The sequence below is a fragment of the Streptomyces sp. NPDC104106 genome, assembly GCF_055584345.1.
This window is the reverse complement of record NZ_JBVJMF010000017.1, coordinates 51,624-67,469: the sequence shown is the minus strand read 5'-3', so window position 1 is coordinate 67,469 and position 15,846 is coordinate 51,624. Positions and strand designations below refer to the sequence as shown.

Annotated in this window: 13 protein-coding genes; all 13 read left to right on the top strand. The window is 69.3% G+C overall.

Features of this window, described 5'->3' with window-relative positions; genetic code table 11:
* Positions 1-11 precede the first annotated feature (11 nt).
* The 13 genes from ACZ60X_RS32290 to nuoN are packed head-to-tail and all read left to right on the top strand — an operon-like array spanning position 12 to position 15,698.
* Positions 12-566 (top strand): NuoB/complex I 20 kDa subunit family protein, encoded by a 555-nt coding sequence (locus ACZ60X_RS32290; RefSeq protein ID WP_126885586.1) that lies wholly within the window; start codon positions 12-14, stop codon positions 564-566.
* Entirely contained in the window at positions 563-1,333 is a 771-nt protein-coding gene (locus ACZ60X_RS32285; protein ID WP_469606068.1) for an NADH-quinone oxidoreductase subunit C, read from the top strand. Before ACZ60X_RS32290 ends, ACZ60X_RS32285 begins: the two co-directional genes overlap by 4 nt.
* Entirely contained in the window at positions 1,330-2,670 is a 1,341-nt protein-coding gene (locus ACZ60X_RS32280; protein ID WP_469606066.1) for an NADH-quinone oxidoreductase subunit D, read from the top strand. Before ACZ60X_RS32285 ends, ACZ60X_RS32280 begins: the two co-directional genes overlap by 4 nt.
* A complete protein-coding gene (gene nuoE, locus ACZ60X_RS32275; protein ID WP_469606063.1) occupies positions 2,667-3,533 on the top strand; it encodes an NADH-quinone oxidoreductase subunit NuoE in 867 nt (288 codons plus the stop codon). Before ACZ60X_RS32280 ends, nuoE begins: the two co-directional genes overlap by 4 nt.
* Positions 3,530-4,879, top strand: coding sequence for an NADH-quinone oxidoreductase subunit NuoF (gene nuoF / locus ACZ60X_RS32270; protein WP_469606061.1), 1,350 nt, complete (start codon positions 3,530-3,532; stop codon positions 4,877-4,879). The genes nuoE and nuoF overlap by 4 nt, the downstream gene beginning before the upstream one ends.
* Complete coding sequence (locus ACZ60X_RS32265) at positions 4,876-7,380, top strand: NADH-quinone oxidoreductase subunit G (RefSeq protein WP_469606059.1); 2,505 nt, start codon at positions 4,876-4,878, stop codon at positions 7,378-7,380. Before nuoF ends, ACZ60X_RS32265 begins: the two co-directional genes overlap by 4 nt.
* The gene (gene nuoH, locus ACZ60X_RS32260) at positions 7,377-8,744 is read left to right on the top strand and encodes an NADH-quinone oxidoreductase subunit NuoH (protein WP_469606056.1); all 1,368 of its coding nucleotides are present in this window, start codon (positions 7,377-7,379) and stop codon (positions 8,742-8,744) included. The genes ACZ60X_RS32265 and nuoH overlap by 4 nt, the downstream gene beginning before the upstream one ends.
* Positions 8,737-9,378 carry an NADH-quinone oxidoreductase subunit NuoI gene (nuoI, locus tag ACZ60X_RS32255; RefSeq protein WP_469606054.1) on the top strand — a complete coding sequence of 214 codons (642 nt, stop codon included), beginning with the start codon at positions 8,737-8,739 and terminating at the stop codon, positions 9,376-9,378. Before nuoH ends, nuoI begins: the two co-directional genes overlap by 8 nt.
* Complete coding sequence (locus ACZ60X_RS32250) at positions 9,375-10,217, top strand: NADH-quinone oxidoreductase subunit J (RefSeq protein ID WP_469606051.1); 843 nt, start codon at positions 9,375-9,377, stop codon at positions 10,215-10,217. The genes nuoI and ACZ60X_RS32250 overlap by 4 nt, the downstream gene beginning before the upstream one ends.
* On the top strand, positions 10,214-10,513 hold the full coding sequence (nuoK, locus tag ACZ60X_RS32245; protein ID WP_023547474.1) for an NADH-quinone oxidoreductase subunit NuoK: 300 nt from the start codon (positions 10,214-10,216) through the stop codon (positions 10,511-10,513). Before ACZ60X_RS32250 ends, nuoK begins: the two co-directional genes overlap by 4 nt.
* 15 nt (positions 10,514-10,528) lie before the next feature.
* Positions 10,529-12,475 (top strand): NADH-quinone oxidoreductase subunit L, encoded by a 1,947-nt coding sequence (nuoL, locus tag ACZ60X_RS32240; RefSeq protein WP_469606048.1) that lies wholly within the window; start codon positions 10,529-10,531, stop codon positions 12,473-12,475.
* A gap of 5 nt (positions 12,476-12,480) precedes the next feature.
* Positions 12,481-14,052 (top strand): NADH-quinone oxidoreductase subunit M, encoded by a 1,572-nt coding sequence (locus ACZ60X_RS32235; protein WP_469606046.1) that lies wholly within the window; start codon positions 12,481-12,483, stop codon positions 14,050-14,052.
* On the top strand, positions 14,049-15,698 hold the full coding sequence (nuoN, locus tag ACZ60X_RS32230) for an NADH-quinone oxidoreductase subunit NuoN (RefSeq protein ID WP_469606043.1): 1,650 nt from the start codon (positions 14,049-14,051) through the stop codon (positions 15,696-15,698). The genes ACZ60X_RS32235 and nuoN overlap by 4 nt, the downstream gene beginning before the upstream one ends.
* The last annotated feature ends 148 nt before the right edge of the window (positions 15,699-15,846 follow it).

Below are 15,846 nucleotides of genomic sequence, written 5' to 3'. Positions count from 1 at the left end.
CCTCAACAGACATGGGACTCGAAGAAAAGCTGCCGAGCGGCTTCCTGCTGACCACCGTCGAACAGGCCGCGGGCTGGGTGCGCAAGGCGTCCGTCTTCCCCGCCACCTTCGGCCTCGCCTGCTGTGCCATCGAGATGATGACCACCGGCGCCGGTCGTTACGACCTGGCGCGCTTCGGCATGGAGGTCTTCCGCGGCTCACCGCGCCAGGCCGACCTGATGATCGTCGCCGGCCGGGTCAGCCAGAAGATGGCGCCGGTGCTGCGGCAGGTCTACGACCAGATGCCCAACCCCAAGTGGGTGATCTCCATGGGCGTCTGCGCCTCCTCGGGCGGCATGTTCAACAACTACGCGATCGTCCAGGGCGTCGACCACATCGTCCCGGTCGACATCTACCTGCCGGGCTGCCCGCCCCGTCCCGAGATGCTGATGGACGCGATCCTCAAGCTCCACCAGAAGATCCAGTCCTCCAAGCTCGGCGTCAACGCACGGGAGGCGGCCCGCGAGGCGGAGGAGGCGGCGCTCAAGGCCCTGCCCACGATCGAGATGAAGGGGCTGCTGCGGTGAGCGACGCGACCGGCAACGGCACGAGCGGTGTGAACGGCTCCGCGAACGGGGTGAACCCCGAGAAGGACCTCTCGGCCGCCAACCTTCCCGGCCGGCGCGGCCAGGGCGGCGAGGAGATCCGCGTCCAGCGCGGCATGTTCGGCGCCAACAACGGCGGCGACACCTCCGGCTACGGCGGTCTGGTGCGCTCGGTCCGACTCCCGGGACCGGCGAGTCGCCCCTACGGCGGTTGGTTCGACGAGGTCGCCGACGAACTGGAGGGCGCCCTGGAGGAACAGGGACTCCTCCCCGGCAACGCCATCGAGAAGACGGTCGTCGACCGCGGCGAGCTGACCTTCCACATCGAACGCGAACACCTGGTCCGCGTCGCCCGCACCCTGCGCGACGATCCGGCCCTGCGCTTCGAGCTGTGCACCGGCGTCAGCGGCGTCCACTACCCGAACGACAAGGGCCGCGAGCTGCACGCCGTCTACCACCTGCGCTCGATCACCCACAACCGGCTGATCCGCCTCGAAGTCAGCGCCCCCGACGCCGACCCGCACATCCCGTCCCTGGTCTCGGTCTACCCGACCAACGACTGGCACGAGCGCGAGACCTACGACTTCTTCGGCCTCGTCTTCGACGGCCACCCGGCCCTGACCCGGATCATGATGCCCGACGACTGGCAGGGCCACCCGCAGCGCAAGGACTACCCCCTCGGCGGCATCCCCGTCGAGTACAAGGGCGCCCAGATCCCGGCTCCGGACCAGCGGAGGTCGTACTCGTGAGCACGCAGTCCACATCCGCGGCCGACGCCGCATCGGTGCGCGAGACCACCGAGGGCACCGTATATACGGTCACCGGCGGCGACTGGGACGAGATCGTCCAGTCCGCGACCCGCGCCGACGACGAACGCATCGTCGTCAACATGGGTCCCCAGCACCCGTCCACCCATGGAGTGCTCCGGCTGATCCTGGAGATCGAGGGCGAGACCGTCACCGAGGCCCGCTGCGGCATCGGCTATCTGCACACCGGCATCGAGAAGAACCTCGAGTTCCGCACGTGGACGCAGGGCACCACCTTCGTCACGCGCATGGACTACCTGACGTCCTTCTTCAACGAGACCGCCTACTGCCTCGCCGTCGAGAAACTCCTCGGCATCGAGGACGACATCACCGAGCGCGCCAAGATCATCCGGGTGCTCCTGATGGAGCTGAACCGGCTCTCCTCCCACCTGGTGTGCATCGCCACCGGCGGCATGGAGCTGGGCGCCACCACGATCATGATCTACGGATTCCGTGATCGTGAAATGATTCTCGACCTCTACGAACTCATCACGGGCCTGCGGATGAACCACGCGTACATCCGCCCCGGCGGACTCGCCCAGGACCTGCCGCCCGGCGCGGTGGACCAGATCCGCGAGTTCGTGAAGAAGATGAAGAAGAACCTCCCGGAGTACGACAAGCTCGCCACCGGGAACCCCATCTTCAAGGCCCGCATGCAGGACATCGGCTACCTCGACCTGGCCGGCTGCATGGCCCTCGGCGCCACCGGCCCGATCCTGCGCTCCGCCGGGCTGCCGCACGACCTGCGCAAGGCACAGCCGTACTGCGGCTACGAGACGTACGACTTCGAGATCCCGACGGCCGACACCTGCGACGCCTACGGCCGCTTCCTCGTCCGTCTGGAGGAGATGCGCCAGTCGCTCGGGATCGTCGAGCAGTGCCTGGACCGGCTCCAGCCCGGACCGGTCATGGTCGCCGACAAGAAGATCGCCTGGCCCGCCCAGCTCGCCCTGGGACCGGACGGACTCGGCAACTCCCTGGACCACATCAAGAAGATCATGGGCACCTCCATGGAGGCCCTGATCCACCACTTCAAGCTCGTCACCGAGGGCTTCCGCGTCCCGCCGGGACAGGCCTACGCGGCTGTCGAGTCACCCAAGGGCGAGCTGGGCGTGCACGCCGTCTCCGACGGCGGCACCCGTCCCTACCGGGTCCACTTCCGCGACCCGTCCTTCACCAACCTGCAGGCCATGGCGGCGATGTGCGAAGGCGGCCAGGTCGCCGACGTGATCGTCGCCGTCGCGTCCATCGACCCCGTGATGGGAGGCGTCGACCGGTGACCACCTCTTCTTCGGAGCGGGGCGTCAGCCTGGGCATGCCCGAACTGCCCGCGCCCGCGTACCCGGACGACGTCCGGACCCGGCTGGAGGCGGACGCGCGCGAGGTCATCGCGCGCTACCCGGACTCCCGCTCCGCGCTGCTGCCGCTGCTCCACCTCGTGCAGTCGCAGGAGGGCCATGTGACACGCACCGGCATGCAGTTCTGCGCGGACATGCTCGGCCTGACCACGGCCGAGGTCACCGCCGTCGCCACCTTCTACACCATGTACCGGCGGCGGCCCTCCGGTGACTACCAGGTCGGCGTGTGCACCAACACGCTGTGCGCGGTGATGGGCGGCGACGAGATCTTCGAGACCCTCCAGGAACATCTGGGTGTCGGCAACGGCGAGACCACCGACGACGGCAAGGTCACCCTGGAGCACATCGAGTGCAACGCGGCCTGCGACTTCGCACCGGTCGTGATGGTCAACTGGGAGTTCTTCGACAACCAGACGCCCGGCAGCGCCAAGCGGCTGGTCGACGATCTGCGCGCGGGGCGCCCCGTGCAGCCCACGCGCGGGGCGCGGCTGTGCACCTTCAAGGAGACCGCGCGGATTCTGGCCGGTTTCCCCGACGAGCGGCCCGGGGCCGTCGAGGAGGGCGGCAGTGCGGGACCCGCGTCGCTGGTGGGCCTCCGCCTGGCCAGGGGAGAGGCCGCACCCGCGCGCGTGGTCCATCCGCGCGGAGGTCCGCATGAGGAACCGCAGGGCAGGGTGCACGAGCCCTCGCCGGCCGAGCACCTCAGCTCCCATGACGCGCCGCAGGAGACATCGGCCTCCGATCCGTCCCACCCGGCAGGGCCTACCGCAGAGGGAGGGGAGTGATGACCGTGGCAGCCGAACTCAAGGACAGCAGCCCCGAGAAGCTGCTCGCACCCGTGCTGTCGGCCTTCTGGGACGACGACCGGTCCTGGACTCTGGACGTCTACCGGAGGCACGAGGGGTACGAGGGACTGCGCAAGGCGCTCGCCATGTCGCCGGACGACCTGATCGCGTACGTCAAGGACTCCGGTCTGCGCGGGCGCGGCGGCGCGGGGTTCCCGACCGGGATGAAGTGGCAGTTCATTCCGCAGGGAGATGGGAAACCGCACTATCTAGTTGTCAACGCCGACGAGTCGGAGCCCGGGACCTGCAAGGACATCCCGCTCCTCTTCGCGAACCCGCACAGCCTCATCGAGGGCATTGTGATCGCGTGTTATGCCATCAGGTCGTCGCATGCCTTCATCTATCTGCGTGGTGAAGTCGTCCCCGTTCTGCGGCGGTTGCACGAGGCCGTGCGCGAGGCCTACGCGGCGGGCTACCTCGGCGAGAACATCCTGGGCAGCGGGCTCGACCTTCAGCTCACCGTGCACGCGGGCGCGGGCGCGTACATCTGCGGCGAGGAGACCGCGCTGCTGGACTCGCTCGAAGGCCGCCGTGGTCAACCGCGGCTGCGTCCTCCTTTCCCTGCCGTCGAAGGGCTCTATGCCTGCCCGACTGTTGTGAACAACGTCGAGTCGATCGCGTCGGTTCCCGCCATCCTGAAAAACGGCAAGGACTGGTTCAGGTCGATGGGCAGCGAGAAGTCCCCGGGCTTCACGCTGTACTCGCTCAGCGGCCACGTCGCGAGTCCCGGACAGTACGAGGCCCCGCTCGGGATCACGCTCCGGCAGCTCCTCGACATGAGCGGCGGGATGCGGCCCGGCCACCGCCTGAAGTTCTGGACGCCGGGCGGCTCCTCGACGCCGATGTTCACCGACGAGCACCTCGACGTCCCCCTCGACTACGAAGGAGTGGGCGCCGCCGGTTCCATGCTCGGCACGAAGGCGCTGCAGTGCTTCGACGAGACGACCTGCGTGGTGCGGGCGGTGACCCGCTGGACCGAGTTCTACGCCCACGAGTCCTGCGGCAAGTGCACGCCCTGCCGCGAAGGGACGTACTGGCTGGTGCAGTTGCTGCGGGACATCGAGGCCGGCAAGGGCACCAGGTCCGACCTCGACAAGCTCGCCGACATCGCCGACAACATCAACGGCAAGTCGTTCTGCGCCCTCGGTGACGGCGCCGCGTCCCCGATCTTCTCCTCCCTGAAGTACTTCCGCGAGGAGTACGAGCAGCACATCACGGGCCGGGGCTGCCCCTTCGACCCGGCCAAGTCGACGGCCTGGGCGGACCGCCCGGAGGTGAACGCATGACCGTGACCACGAGTGCCCCCGCGGGCGGGGGCCAGGCGGCGGTCCCGCCGGAGGACCTCGTCACGCTGACGATCGACGGCATCGAGATCAGCGTGCCCAAGGGCACCCTGGTCATCCGGGCCGCCGAACAGCTCGGCATCGAGATCCCCCGGTTCTGCGACCACCCCCTCCTCGACCCCGCCGGCGCCTGCCGCCAGTGCATCGTCGAGGTCGAGGGCCAGCGCAAGCCGATGGCGTCCTGCACCATCACCTGCACCGACGGCATGGTGGTGAAGACCCAGCTCACCTCCCCGGCCGCCGAGAAGGCCCAGCACGGCGTGATGGAGCTGCTGCTCATCAACCACCCGCTGGACTGCCCGGTGTGCGACAAGGGCGGCGAGTGCCCGCTGCAGAACCAGGCCATGTCGCACGGCAACGCCGAGTCCCGCTTCGACGGCAAGAAGCGCACCTACGAGAAGCCGGTACCGATCTCCACCCAGGTGCTGCTGGACCGCGAGCGGTGCGTGCTGTGCGCGCGCTGCACCCGGTTCTCCAACCAGATCGCGGGCGACCCGATGATCGAACTGCTCGAACGCGGCGCGCTCCAGCAGGTAGGCACCGGCGAGGGCGACCCCTTCGAGTCCTACTTCTCCGGCAACACCATCCAGATCTGCCCGGTCGGCGCGCTGACCTCGGCGGCCTACCGGTTCCGCTCCCGCCCCTTCGACCTCATCTCCTCGCCGTCCGTGTGCGAGCACTGCTCCGGCGGTTGCGCCACCCGCACCGACCACCGGCGCGGCAAGGTCATGCGGCGGCTCGCGGAGAACGACCCCGAGGTCAACGAGGAGTGGATCTGCGACAAGGGACGCTTCGCGTTCCGGTACGCGCAAGCGAGGGACCGCCTCGACACCCCGCTGGTCCGGGGTGCGGACGGCGTCCTGGAGCCCGCGTCCTGGCCGCAGGCGCTGGAGGCGGCCGCACGCGGCCTCGCCGCCGCCCGCTCCCGCGCGGGCGTCCTCACCGGCGGCCGGCTCACCGTCGAGGACGCCTACGCGTACAGCAAGTTCGCGCGCGTGGCGCTCGACACCAACGACATCGACTTCCGCGCGCGCGTGCACAGCGGCGAGGAGGCCGACTTCCTGGCGTCCCAGGTGGCCGGCCGCGGCCGTGACCTCGACGGTACGGGCGTCACGTACACCCTGCTGGAGAAGGCGCCCGCCGTCCTGCTCGTCGGCTTCGAGGCCGAGGAGGAGGCGCCCGGGGTCTTCCTCCGGTTGCGCAAGGCCTGGCGGCGGCGCAAGCAGAAGGTGTTCGCGCTGGCCACGCACGCCACGCGCGGGCTGGAGAAGGCGGGCGGCACCCTGCTGCCGGCCGCGCCCGGCACCGAGACCGAGTGGCTGGACGCCCTCGCGAGCGGCGTCGGCCTGGAAGAGCCCGGCACGCGCGCCGCGGAGGCGCTGCGCGGCGAGGGAGCGGTCATCGTCGTCGGTGAGCGGCTCGCCTCGGCCGAAGGCGGACTCACCGCCGCCGTACGTGCCGCCACCGCGACCGGCGCGAAGCTGGTGTGGATCCCGCGCCGGGCCGGTGAACGCGGTGCCGTCGAGGTGGGCGCGCTGCCGTCGCTGCTGCCCGGCGGCCGTCCGGCGACGGACCCGCGCGCGCGGGAGGAGGTCGCCGCCGCCTGGGGGCTCGCCGAACTCCCGCTGCGCTACGGCCGCGACACCCACCACATCCTGGAAGCCGCCGCGACCGGTGAACTGTCCGCGTTGGTCGTCGCCGGAGTGGAGGTCGCCGACCTGCCCGATCCGGCACGCGCGCGTGAGGCGCTGGACAGCGTCGGGTTCCTGGTCTCGCTGGAGCTGCGGCCCAGCGAGGTCACCGAGCGCGCCGACGTCGTCCTGCCGGTCGCCGCGGTCGCCGAGAAGGCGGGCACCTTCCTCAACTGGGAGGGCAGGGTGCGGCTGTTCGAGGCCGCGCTCAAGCCCGACCAGATGACCCGTCGCCCCGCGCCGACCGACGCGCGCGTGCTGCAGATGCTCGCCGACGCCATGGACGTCCACCTGGGCCTGCCGGATCTGCGCACCACGCGCGCGGAGATCGACCGGCTCGGTTCCTGGGACGGCCCGCGCGCCACCGAGCCCCAGGAGTCCTCGGGCGTGCTGCCGCGTCCGGCCGCCGGAGAGGCCGTGCTCGCCGGGCACCGGCTGCTGCTCGACCAGGGCGTCCTGCAGCAGGGCGACGAAGCGCTCGCCGGCACCCGGCACGCCGCCCACGCGCGCGTGTCGGCGGCGACGGCCGCGGAGTCGGGTGTGGCGGACGGCGACCTCCTCGCCGTCACCGGCCCCGCCGGAACCGTCGAACTCCCGCTCCGGATCACCGAGATGCCCGACCGGGTGGTCTGGCTCCCGCTGAACTCCGCCGGCGCCGGTGTCGCCTCCGACACCGGGGCACAGCCCGGCTCCCTCGTCCGCATCGGCCCGGCGACCGCCGCCGAAGAGGCCCCCAAGGAGGTGGAGGCATGAGCCCGTACCTCGCCGCTGAAGACCTCTCGATGTTCGGCCGCGACCCCTGGTGGCTGGTCGTCGTCAAGGCCGTCTTCTGCTTCGCCTTCCTGATGGTGACCGTGCTGTTCTCCATCGTCTGGGAGCGCAAGGTCGTCGCCTGGATGCAGCTGCGCATCGGCCCCAACCGGCACGGCCCCTGGGGCATGCTCCAGTCGCTCGCCGACGGCGTGAAGCTGATGCTCAAGGAAGACGTCATCGTCAAGCGCGCGGACAAGGTGGTCTACGTCCTCGCACCGATCGTCGCGGCCATCCCGGCCTTCATGGCGATCGCGGTGATCCCCTTCGGCCCGGCCGACAACGAGATCTCGGTCTTCGGCCACCGCACCACGATGCAGCTCACCGACCTGCCGATCGCGATGCTCTACATCCTCGCGGTCGCCTCCGTCGGCATCTACGGCATCGTGCTGGCGGGGTGGAGTTCCGGCTCCACCTACCCGCTCCTCGGCGGCCTGCGGTCCTGCGCCCAGATGATCTCCTACGAGATCGCCATGGGCGCCGCGTTCGCCTCCGTGTTCCTCTATTCGGGCTCGATGTCGACGTCCAGGATCGTGGAACAGCAGCACGACCGCTGGTACATCCTGCTGCTTCCGGTCTCGTTCATCCTCTACATCGTCACGATGGTCGGCGAGACCAACCGTGCCCCGTTCGACATGCCGGAGTCCGAGGGCGACCTGGTCGGCGGCTTCAACACCGAGTACTCGTCGATCAAGTTCGCGATGTTCATGCTCGCCGAGTACGTGAACATGGTGACGGTCTCGGCGGTCTCCACCACCCTGTTCCTCGGCGGGTGGCGCGCTCCCTGGCCCATCAGCGCCTTCTGGGAGGGCGCCAACCACGGCTGGTGGCCGCTGCTCTGGTTCGTGATCAAGGTCCAGCTGCTGCTGTTCTTCTTCATCTGGCTGCGCGGCACGCTCCCGCGGGTCCGCTACGACCAGTTGATGAGGCTCGGCTGGAAGGTCCTCATCCCGGTCTCCGTGACCTGGCTGATGCTGGTGGCGACCGTACGGGCCCTGCGCAACGAGCACTACGACTTCGCCGACATCGCCCTCTACGTCGGCGGAGGCGTCCTTGCGCTGCTCCTGCTCTCCTTCGTCGCCGACATGTTCCGCGAGAAGGCGAAGACGGCCGAGCAGCCCGCCGAACAGGAGGCCGGATTCGACCCGATGGCGGGTGGGTTCCCGGTCCCGCCGCTGCCCGGACAGCAGCTGCCGCCGGTGCCGAGGCGCCGGCCGCGGTGGGGCGAGCGGGAACTGATTGTCAGTGGCGGGCCGGACACTGTCAGTGACGGATCGTCGGAGGGAAAGGAGGCGTCCGATGGCTGAGGAGCCGAAGGAGACCAAGCCCGGTTTCCTGAACCCCGTGGCCGGCTTCGGCGTGACCTTCAAGGCCATGTTCAAGAAGCGGCTGACCGAGCAGTACCCGGAGCAGAAGAAGACCACGGCCCCGCGGTTCCACGGACGGCACCAGCTCAACCGTCATCCGGACGGCCTGGAGAAGTGCGTCGGCTGCGAGCTGTGCGCCTGGGCCTGCCCCGCCGACGCGATCTACGTCGAGGGCGCCGACAACACCGACGAGGAGCGCTACTCGCCGGGCGAGCGGTACGGCCGCGTCTACCAGATCAACTACGCCCGCTGCATCCTGTGCGGGCTGTGCATCGAGGCGTGCCCTACGCGCGCGCTGACGATGACCAACGAGTTCGAGCTGGCCGACTCCAGCCGGGCCGACCTCATCTACACCAAGGAGCAGCTGCTCGCCGGGCTGGAAGAGGGCATGGTCGACACGCCCCACGCGATCTTTCCCGGGACGGACGAACAGGACTACTACCGGGGCCTGGTGACGCAGGCCGCGCCCGGCACGGTCCGGCAGGTCGCGCTCTCCAAGGGGGAGGTCCCGCAGGAGGCCGCCTCGACCTTCGGCGAGGAAGAGCCTGCCTCGGAGAAGGTGATCGACCGATGACCGCACAGCTCGCCGCCTACACCACCTCCACCGGTGAGGCTTTCCAGTTCTGGGTGCTCGGCACGGTCGCGGTGATCGGCGCCCTGTGCACCGTCTTCATGAAGAAGGCCGTGCACAGCGCGCTCTGCCTCGCCGGGACCATGATCGTCCTGGCGGTGTTCTACCTCGCCAACGGCGCCTACTTCCTCGGGATCGTGCAGATCGTCGTCTACACGGGCGCGATCATGATGCTCTTCCTGTTCGTGGTGATGCTCGTCGGCGTGACGGCGGCGGACTCGCTGCGGGAGACCATCAAGGGGCAGCGCTGGCTGGCCCTCGCCTGCGGGGCCGGCTTCGGCGTCCTGCTGCTCACCGGCATCGGCAACGCCTCCCTGAAGGAGTTCGACGGCACGGGCCGGGCGAACGCGAACGGCAACGTGGAGGGCCTCGCCTCCCTCATCTTCACCAAGTACGTCTTCGCCTTCGAGATCACCGGCGCCCTGCTGATCACGGCCGCCGTCGGCGCGATGGTGCTCACGCACCGAGAGCGCACCGAGCGGGCCAAGACCCAGCGCGAGCTGGCCGAACAGCGTGTCCGCGAGGGCAAGCACGTCCCGCCGCTGCCCGCCCCCGGTGTCTACGCCCGGCACAACGCGGTGGACATCGCCGGTCTGCTGCCCGACGGCACCCCGTCGGAACTGACCGTCAGCAAGACGCTGCGCGAGCGCGGTCAGATCCGTGACGTGTCGGCGGAGGCGCTGAACGACCTGCGGGCGCTGGAGCAGCGCGCGAAGGAGCGCCTGGAGCGCACGGCGATCGAACCGACGACGTTCAAGCGGTCCGAGGAGGCGTCGAAGTGAATCCGGTCAACTACCTCTATCTCGCCGCCCTGTTGTTCACGATCGGCGCGACCGGCGTCCTGATCCGGCGCAACGCCATCGTGGTCTTCATGTGCATCGAGCTGATGCTGAACGCCTGCAACCTCGCGTTCGTCACCTTCTCCCGGATGCACGGCAACCTCGACGGCCAGATCATCGCCTTCTTCACGATGGTCGTCGCCGCCGCGGAGGTCGTGGTGGGCCTCGCGATCATCGTGTCGCTGTTCCGCACCCGCCACTCGGCCTCGGTCGACGACGCCAGCCTGATGAAGCTGTAAGGGGTCGGAAGAATCGTGGAGAACCTGATCGCGCTGCTCATCGCGGCGCCCCTGCTCGGAGCGGCCGTCCTGCTGACCGGTGGCCGGCGCCTGGACCGCGTCGGCCACTGGATCGGCACGCTGTTGTCGGCCGCCTCCTTCGTGTTCGGTGTGATCCTCTTCGCCGACCTGCTCGGCAAGAACGCGGAACACCGCACTCTGATCAAGCACCTGTTCAGCTGGGTCCCGGTGGCCGGCTTCCAGGCCGACGCCACCCTCCGCCTCGACCAGCTGTCGATGACGTTCGTGCTGCTCATCACGGGCGTCGGCTCCCTGATCCACCTGTACTCGGTCGGATACATGGAGCATGACGAGCGCCGTCGCCGCTTCTTCGGCTATCTGAACCTGTTCCTCGCGGCGATGCTGCTGCTCGTCCTCGCCGACAACTACCTTCTGCTGTACGTCGGCTGGGAGGGCGTCGGTCTCGCCTCGTACCTGCTGATCGGCTTCTGGCAGCACAAGCCCAGCGCCGCGACAGCCGCGAAGAAGGCCTTCCTGGTCAACCGCGTCGGCGACATGGGCCTGTCGATCGCGATCATGCTGATGTTCGCGACGTTCGGCACGTTCGCCTTCGGGCCGGTCCTCAGCCACGCGACCGGGGCCTCCGAGGGCAAGCTCACCGCGATCGGCCTGATGCTGCTGCTCGCCGCCTGCGGCAAGTCCGCCCAGGTACCGCTGCAGTCCTGGCTCGGTGACGCCATGGAGGGCCCGACCCCCGTCTCGGCCCTCATCCACGCGGCGACGATGGTGACCGCTGGTGTGTACCTGATCGTCCGCTCCGGAGCCATCTTCAACGCCGCCCCGGACGCGCAGCTGGCGGTCACCGTGGTCGGCGCGGTCACACTCCTGTTCGGTGCGATCGTCGGTTGCGCCAAGGACGACATCAAGAAGGCGCTGGCCGGTTCGACCATGTCCCAGATCGGCTACATGGTGCTGGCCGCCGGCCTCGGCCCCATCGGCTACGTCTTCGCGATCATGCACCTGGTGACGCACGGCTTCTTCAAGGCCGGGCTGTTCCTCGGCGCCGGCTCCGTCATGCACGGCATGAACGACGAGGTCGACATGCGCAGGTACGGCGGCCTCAGGAAGTACATGCCGGTCACCTTCATCACCTTCGGCCTCGGTTACCTCGCCATCATCGGCTTCCCGGGCCTGTCCGGTTTCTTCTCCAAGGACAAGATCATCGAGGCGGCCTTCGCCAAGGGCGGCACCGAGGGCTGGATCCTCGGTGGCGCGGCCCTGCTGGGCGCGGCCATCACCGCCTTCTACATGACGCGCGTGATGCTGATGACCTTCTTCGGAGAAGAACGGTGGCGGCACGCCGGTACGCCTTCCCCGGCCGAACCGAGTGTGGAGCCGGCCGCCGAGACCCGCGGAGAGCACGCGGAGCCGCATCCGCACGAGTCCCCGAAGGTCATGACGATCCCGATGATCGTGCTCGCCGTCGGCTCGGTCTTCGGGGGCGCCTTCTTCAGCATCGGCGACCGCTTCCTGCACTGGCTGGAGCCGGTCACCGGGCACAGCGAGGGCCACTCCCCGGTCGGCGCCGCCGCGGTCACCGGGGCGACCATGGCCTGCCTGGTCATCGGCGTCGGCATCGCCTGGGCGCAGTACGGCCGTAAGCCCGTTCCCGCCGTCGCCCCGCGCGGCTCGCTGCTCACCCGCGCGGCCCGTCGGGACCTGCTCCAGGACGACTTCAACCACGTGGTCCTCGTCCGCGGCGGCGAGCACCTGACGCGCTCGCTGGTGTACGTCGACCACACCCTGGTCGACGGCGTGGTCAACGGCACGGCGGCCGGCTTCGGCGGCCTGTCCGGGCGGCTGCGCCGGCTCCAGAACGGCTTCGCCCGCTCCTACGCGGTCTCGATGTTCGGCGGTGCGGCCCTCCTGGTCGCCGCGACCCTGCTGATGAGGGCGGTCTGATACCGATGTCCTTTCCTCTGCTGACAGCGACGGCGGCGCTCCCGGCCGTGGGGGCCGTGGCCACGGCCGCCGTACCGGCCGCGCGACGCACCGCCGCCAAGTGGCTGGCCCTGCTCGTCTCGCTCGCCACCCTCGCCCTGGCGATCACCGTCCTGGTCCGCTTCGACCCGAACGGCGCCCGCTACCAGCTCACCGAGTCCCACGCCTGGATCAAGGACTTCGGGGTGCGCTACGAGCTGGGTGTGGACGGCATCGCGGTCGCGCTGATCGCGCTGACCGCCGTGCTGATCCCGTTCATCATCCTCGCGGGCTGGAACGACGCCGACCCGCTGGAGACCGGCAGCAAGCGGTGGCGGCCCACCCAGGGCTTCTTTGCGCTGATCCTGCTCGTCGAGGCGATGGTGGTCATCTCGTTCGAGGCCACCGACGTCTTCCTCTTCTACATCTTCTTCGAAGCCATGCTCATCCCGATGTACTTCCTCATCGGCGGCTTCGGGGACCGGGCCCACGCGCAGGGCGAGCAAGCGGCCTCGACGCAACGGTCGTACGCGGCCGTGAAGTTCCTGCTCTACAACCTGGCCGGCGGACTGATCATGCTGGCCGCGGTGATCGGCGTGTATGTGGTCGCAGGGAACTTCAGCCTCGCGGAGATCGCGCAGGCGCGCGCGAGCGGCTCGCTGCACATGGCCACCAGCACCGAACGCTGGCTGTTCCTCGGCTTCTTCTTCGCCTTCGCCGTGAAGGCGCCGCTGTGGCCGTTGCACACCTGGCTGCCCAACGCCATGCAGGAGTCCACCGCCCCGGTCGCCGTCCTGATCACGGCCGTCGTCGACAAGGTGGGCACCTTCGCGATGCTCCGCTACTGCCTGCAGCTCTTCCCGGAGGCCTCGAAGTGGGCGACGCCCGTCATCCTCGTCCTGTCTCTGATCAGCATCGTCTACGGCGCACTGCTCGCCGTCGGCCAGCGGGACATCAAGCGCCTGGTGGCGTACGCGTCGATCTCGCACTTCGGCTTCATCATCATGGGCATCTTCGCGATGACCAGCCAGGGCCAGTCCGGCGCCACGCTCTACATGGTCAACCACGGCATTTCCACGGCCGCGTGGATGCTGGTCGCCGGCTTCCTGATCTCCCGGCGCGGCTCGCGGCTCATCTCCGACTACGGAGGCGTGCAGAAGGTCGCCCCGGTGCTCGCGGGCACGTTCCTGATCGGCGGCCTCGCCACCCTCTCCCTGCCGGGCCTCGCGCCGTTCGTGAGTGAATTCCTGGTCCTCGTCGGCACGTTCACGCGCTACCCGGTGATCGGCATCATCGCGACCTCCGGCATCGTGCTCGCCGCGCTCTACGCCCTCGTGCTGTACCAGCGGACGATGACGGGTCCGGTGAAGCCCGAGGTGTCGGCGATGCCCGACCTCCGCGCGCGCGAGCTGGTGGTGGTCGCCCCGCTGATCGTGCTGCTGATCTTCCTGGGCGTCTATCCGAAGCCCGTCACGGACATCGTCAACCCGGCGGTCAAACAGACCATGTCCGACGTACACAAGACCGATCCCAAGCCCTCGGTGGAGGCGGCCAAGTGAGCACAGCAGCCGTCCACAGCCTGTGGACAACCGCGGCCGACCCGATCGCGAAGATGCCGGCGCCGAAGATCGAATACGGACAGTTGTCGCCGACTCTGATCGTCGTCGGTGCCGCGCTGGTCGGCGTGCTGGTCGAGGCGTTCGTCCCGCGCAGGTCCCGCTACTACGCGCAGGTGTTCGTGTCCGTCGTCGCCCTGTGCGCCGCGTTCGCCGCGGTGGTCGCACTGGCGGCCGACGGCTATGGCACCACCAAGGCGCACATCGCGGCGATGGGCGCGATCGCCGTCGACGGCCCGGCCCTGTTCCTCCAGGGCACGATCCTGCTGGCCGGTCTCGTCGCCCTGTTCACGTTCGCCGAGCGGCGCCTGGACCCGGCCGCGCACGGCAACCGCGTCGACTCCTTCGCCGCGCAGGCAGCGTCGGTGCCCGGCAGCGACAGTGAGAAGGCGGCGGTGAAGGCGGGCTTCACCACCACGGAGGTCTTCCCGCTCCTCCTTTTCGCGATCGCGGGCATGCTGGTCTTCCCCGCGGCCAACGACCTGCTGACGCTGTTCGTGGCTCTGGAGGTCTTCTCCCTGCCGCTGTACCTGCTGTGCGCCCTGGCCCGCCGCAAGCGGCTGATGTCGCAGGAGGCCGCGGTCAAGTACTTCCTGCTCGGCGCCTTCGCCTCCGCCTTCACCCTGTTCGGCATCGCCCTGCTGTACGGCTACGCGGGCTCGGTGTCGTACGCGCGCATCGCCCAGGCCGTCGACGGCACGGTCACCGATGTCGACCCGGCGCTCGCCAACACCATGGGCAACGACGCGCTGCTGCTCATCGGCGGCGCCATGATCGTGATGGGGCTGCTGTTCAAGGTGGGCGCGGTGCCGTTCCACATGTGGACGCCCGACGTCTACCAGGGCGCGCCGACGCCCGTGACCGGCTTCATGGCGGCGGCGACCAAGGTGGCCGCGTTCGGCGCGCTGCTGCGCCTGCTGTACGTGGTCCTGCCGGGGATGCGCTGGGACTGGCGGCCGGTGATGTGGGCGGTGGCGATCATCACCATGCTGGGCGGTGCGATCGTCGCGATCACCCAGACCGACATCAAACGGCTCCTGGCGTACTCGTCCATCGCGCACGCCGGATTCATCCTCGCGGGTGTCATCGCCACGTCGAAGGACGGCGTCTCGTCCGTCCTCTTCTACCTCGCCGGCTACTCCTTCGTGACGATCGGCGCCTTCGCGGTGGTCACGCTGGTGCGCGACGCGGGCGGCGAGGCGACCCACCTGTCCAAGTGGGCGGGGCTCGGCCGCCGCTCCCCGCTGGTGGCGGCCGTGTTCGCGGTCTTCCTCCTGGCCTTCGCCGGTATCCCGCTGACCTCCGGCTTCGCCGGAAAGTTCGCGGTGTTCAAGGCGGCGGCGGACGGCGGTGCGGCCCCTCTGGTCGTCATCGGTGTGATCTCCTCGGCGATCGCCGCGTTCTTCTACATCCGGGTGATCGTCCTGATGTTCTTCAGCGAACCGCGCCCGGAGGGTCCGACGGTCGCCGTTCCGTCCCCGCTGACCACGGTGGCGATCGGCCTGGGTGTGGCCGTGACACTGGTGCTGGGCGTGGCTCCGCAGTACTTCCTGGACTTGGCCAGCCAGGCGGGAGTCTTCGTGCGCTGACCCACCCCACGCACTCGCGGCTGCCCGGCAGCCCCTGTGGGGTGCCGGGCAGCGGCATGAGCGGGCTGGCAACGGTCGCTTCCGGTGAGCGCCCGGTCACCGGAAGAACGGAGCCGGCCTGTGGATAACTTCCGTGGCTGTCGGTGCG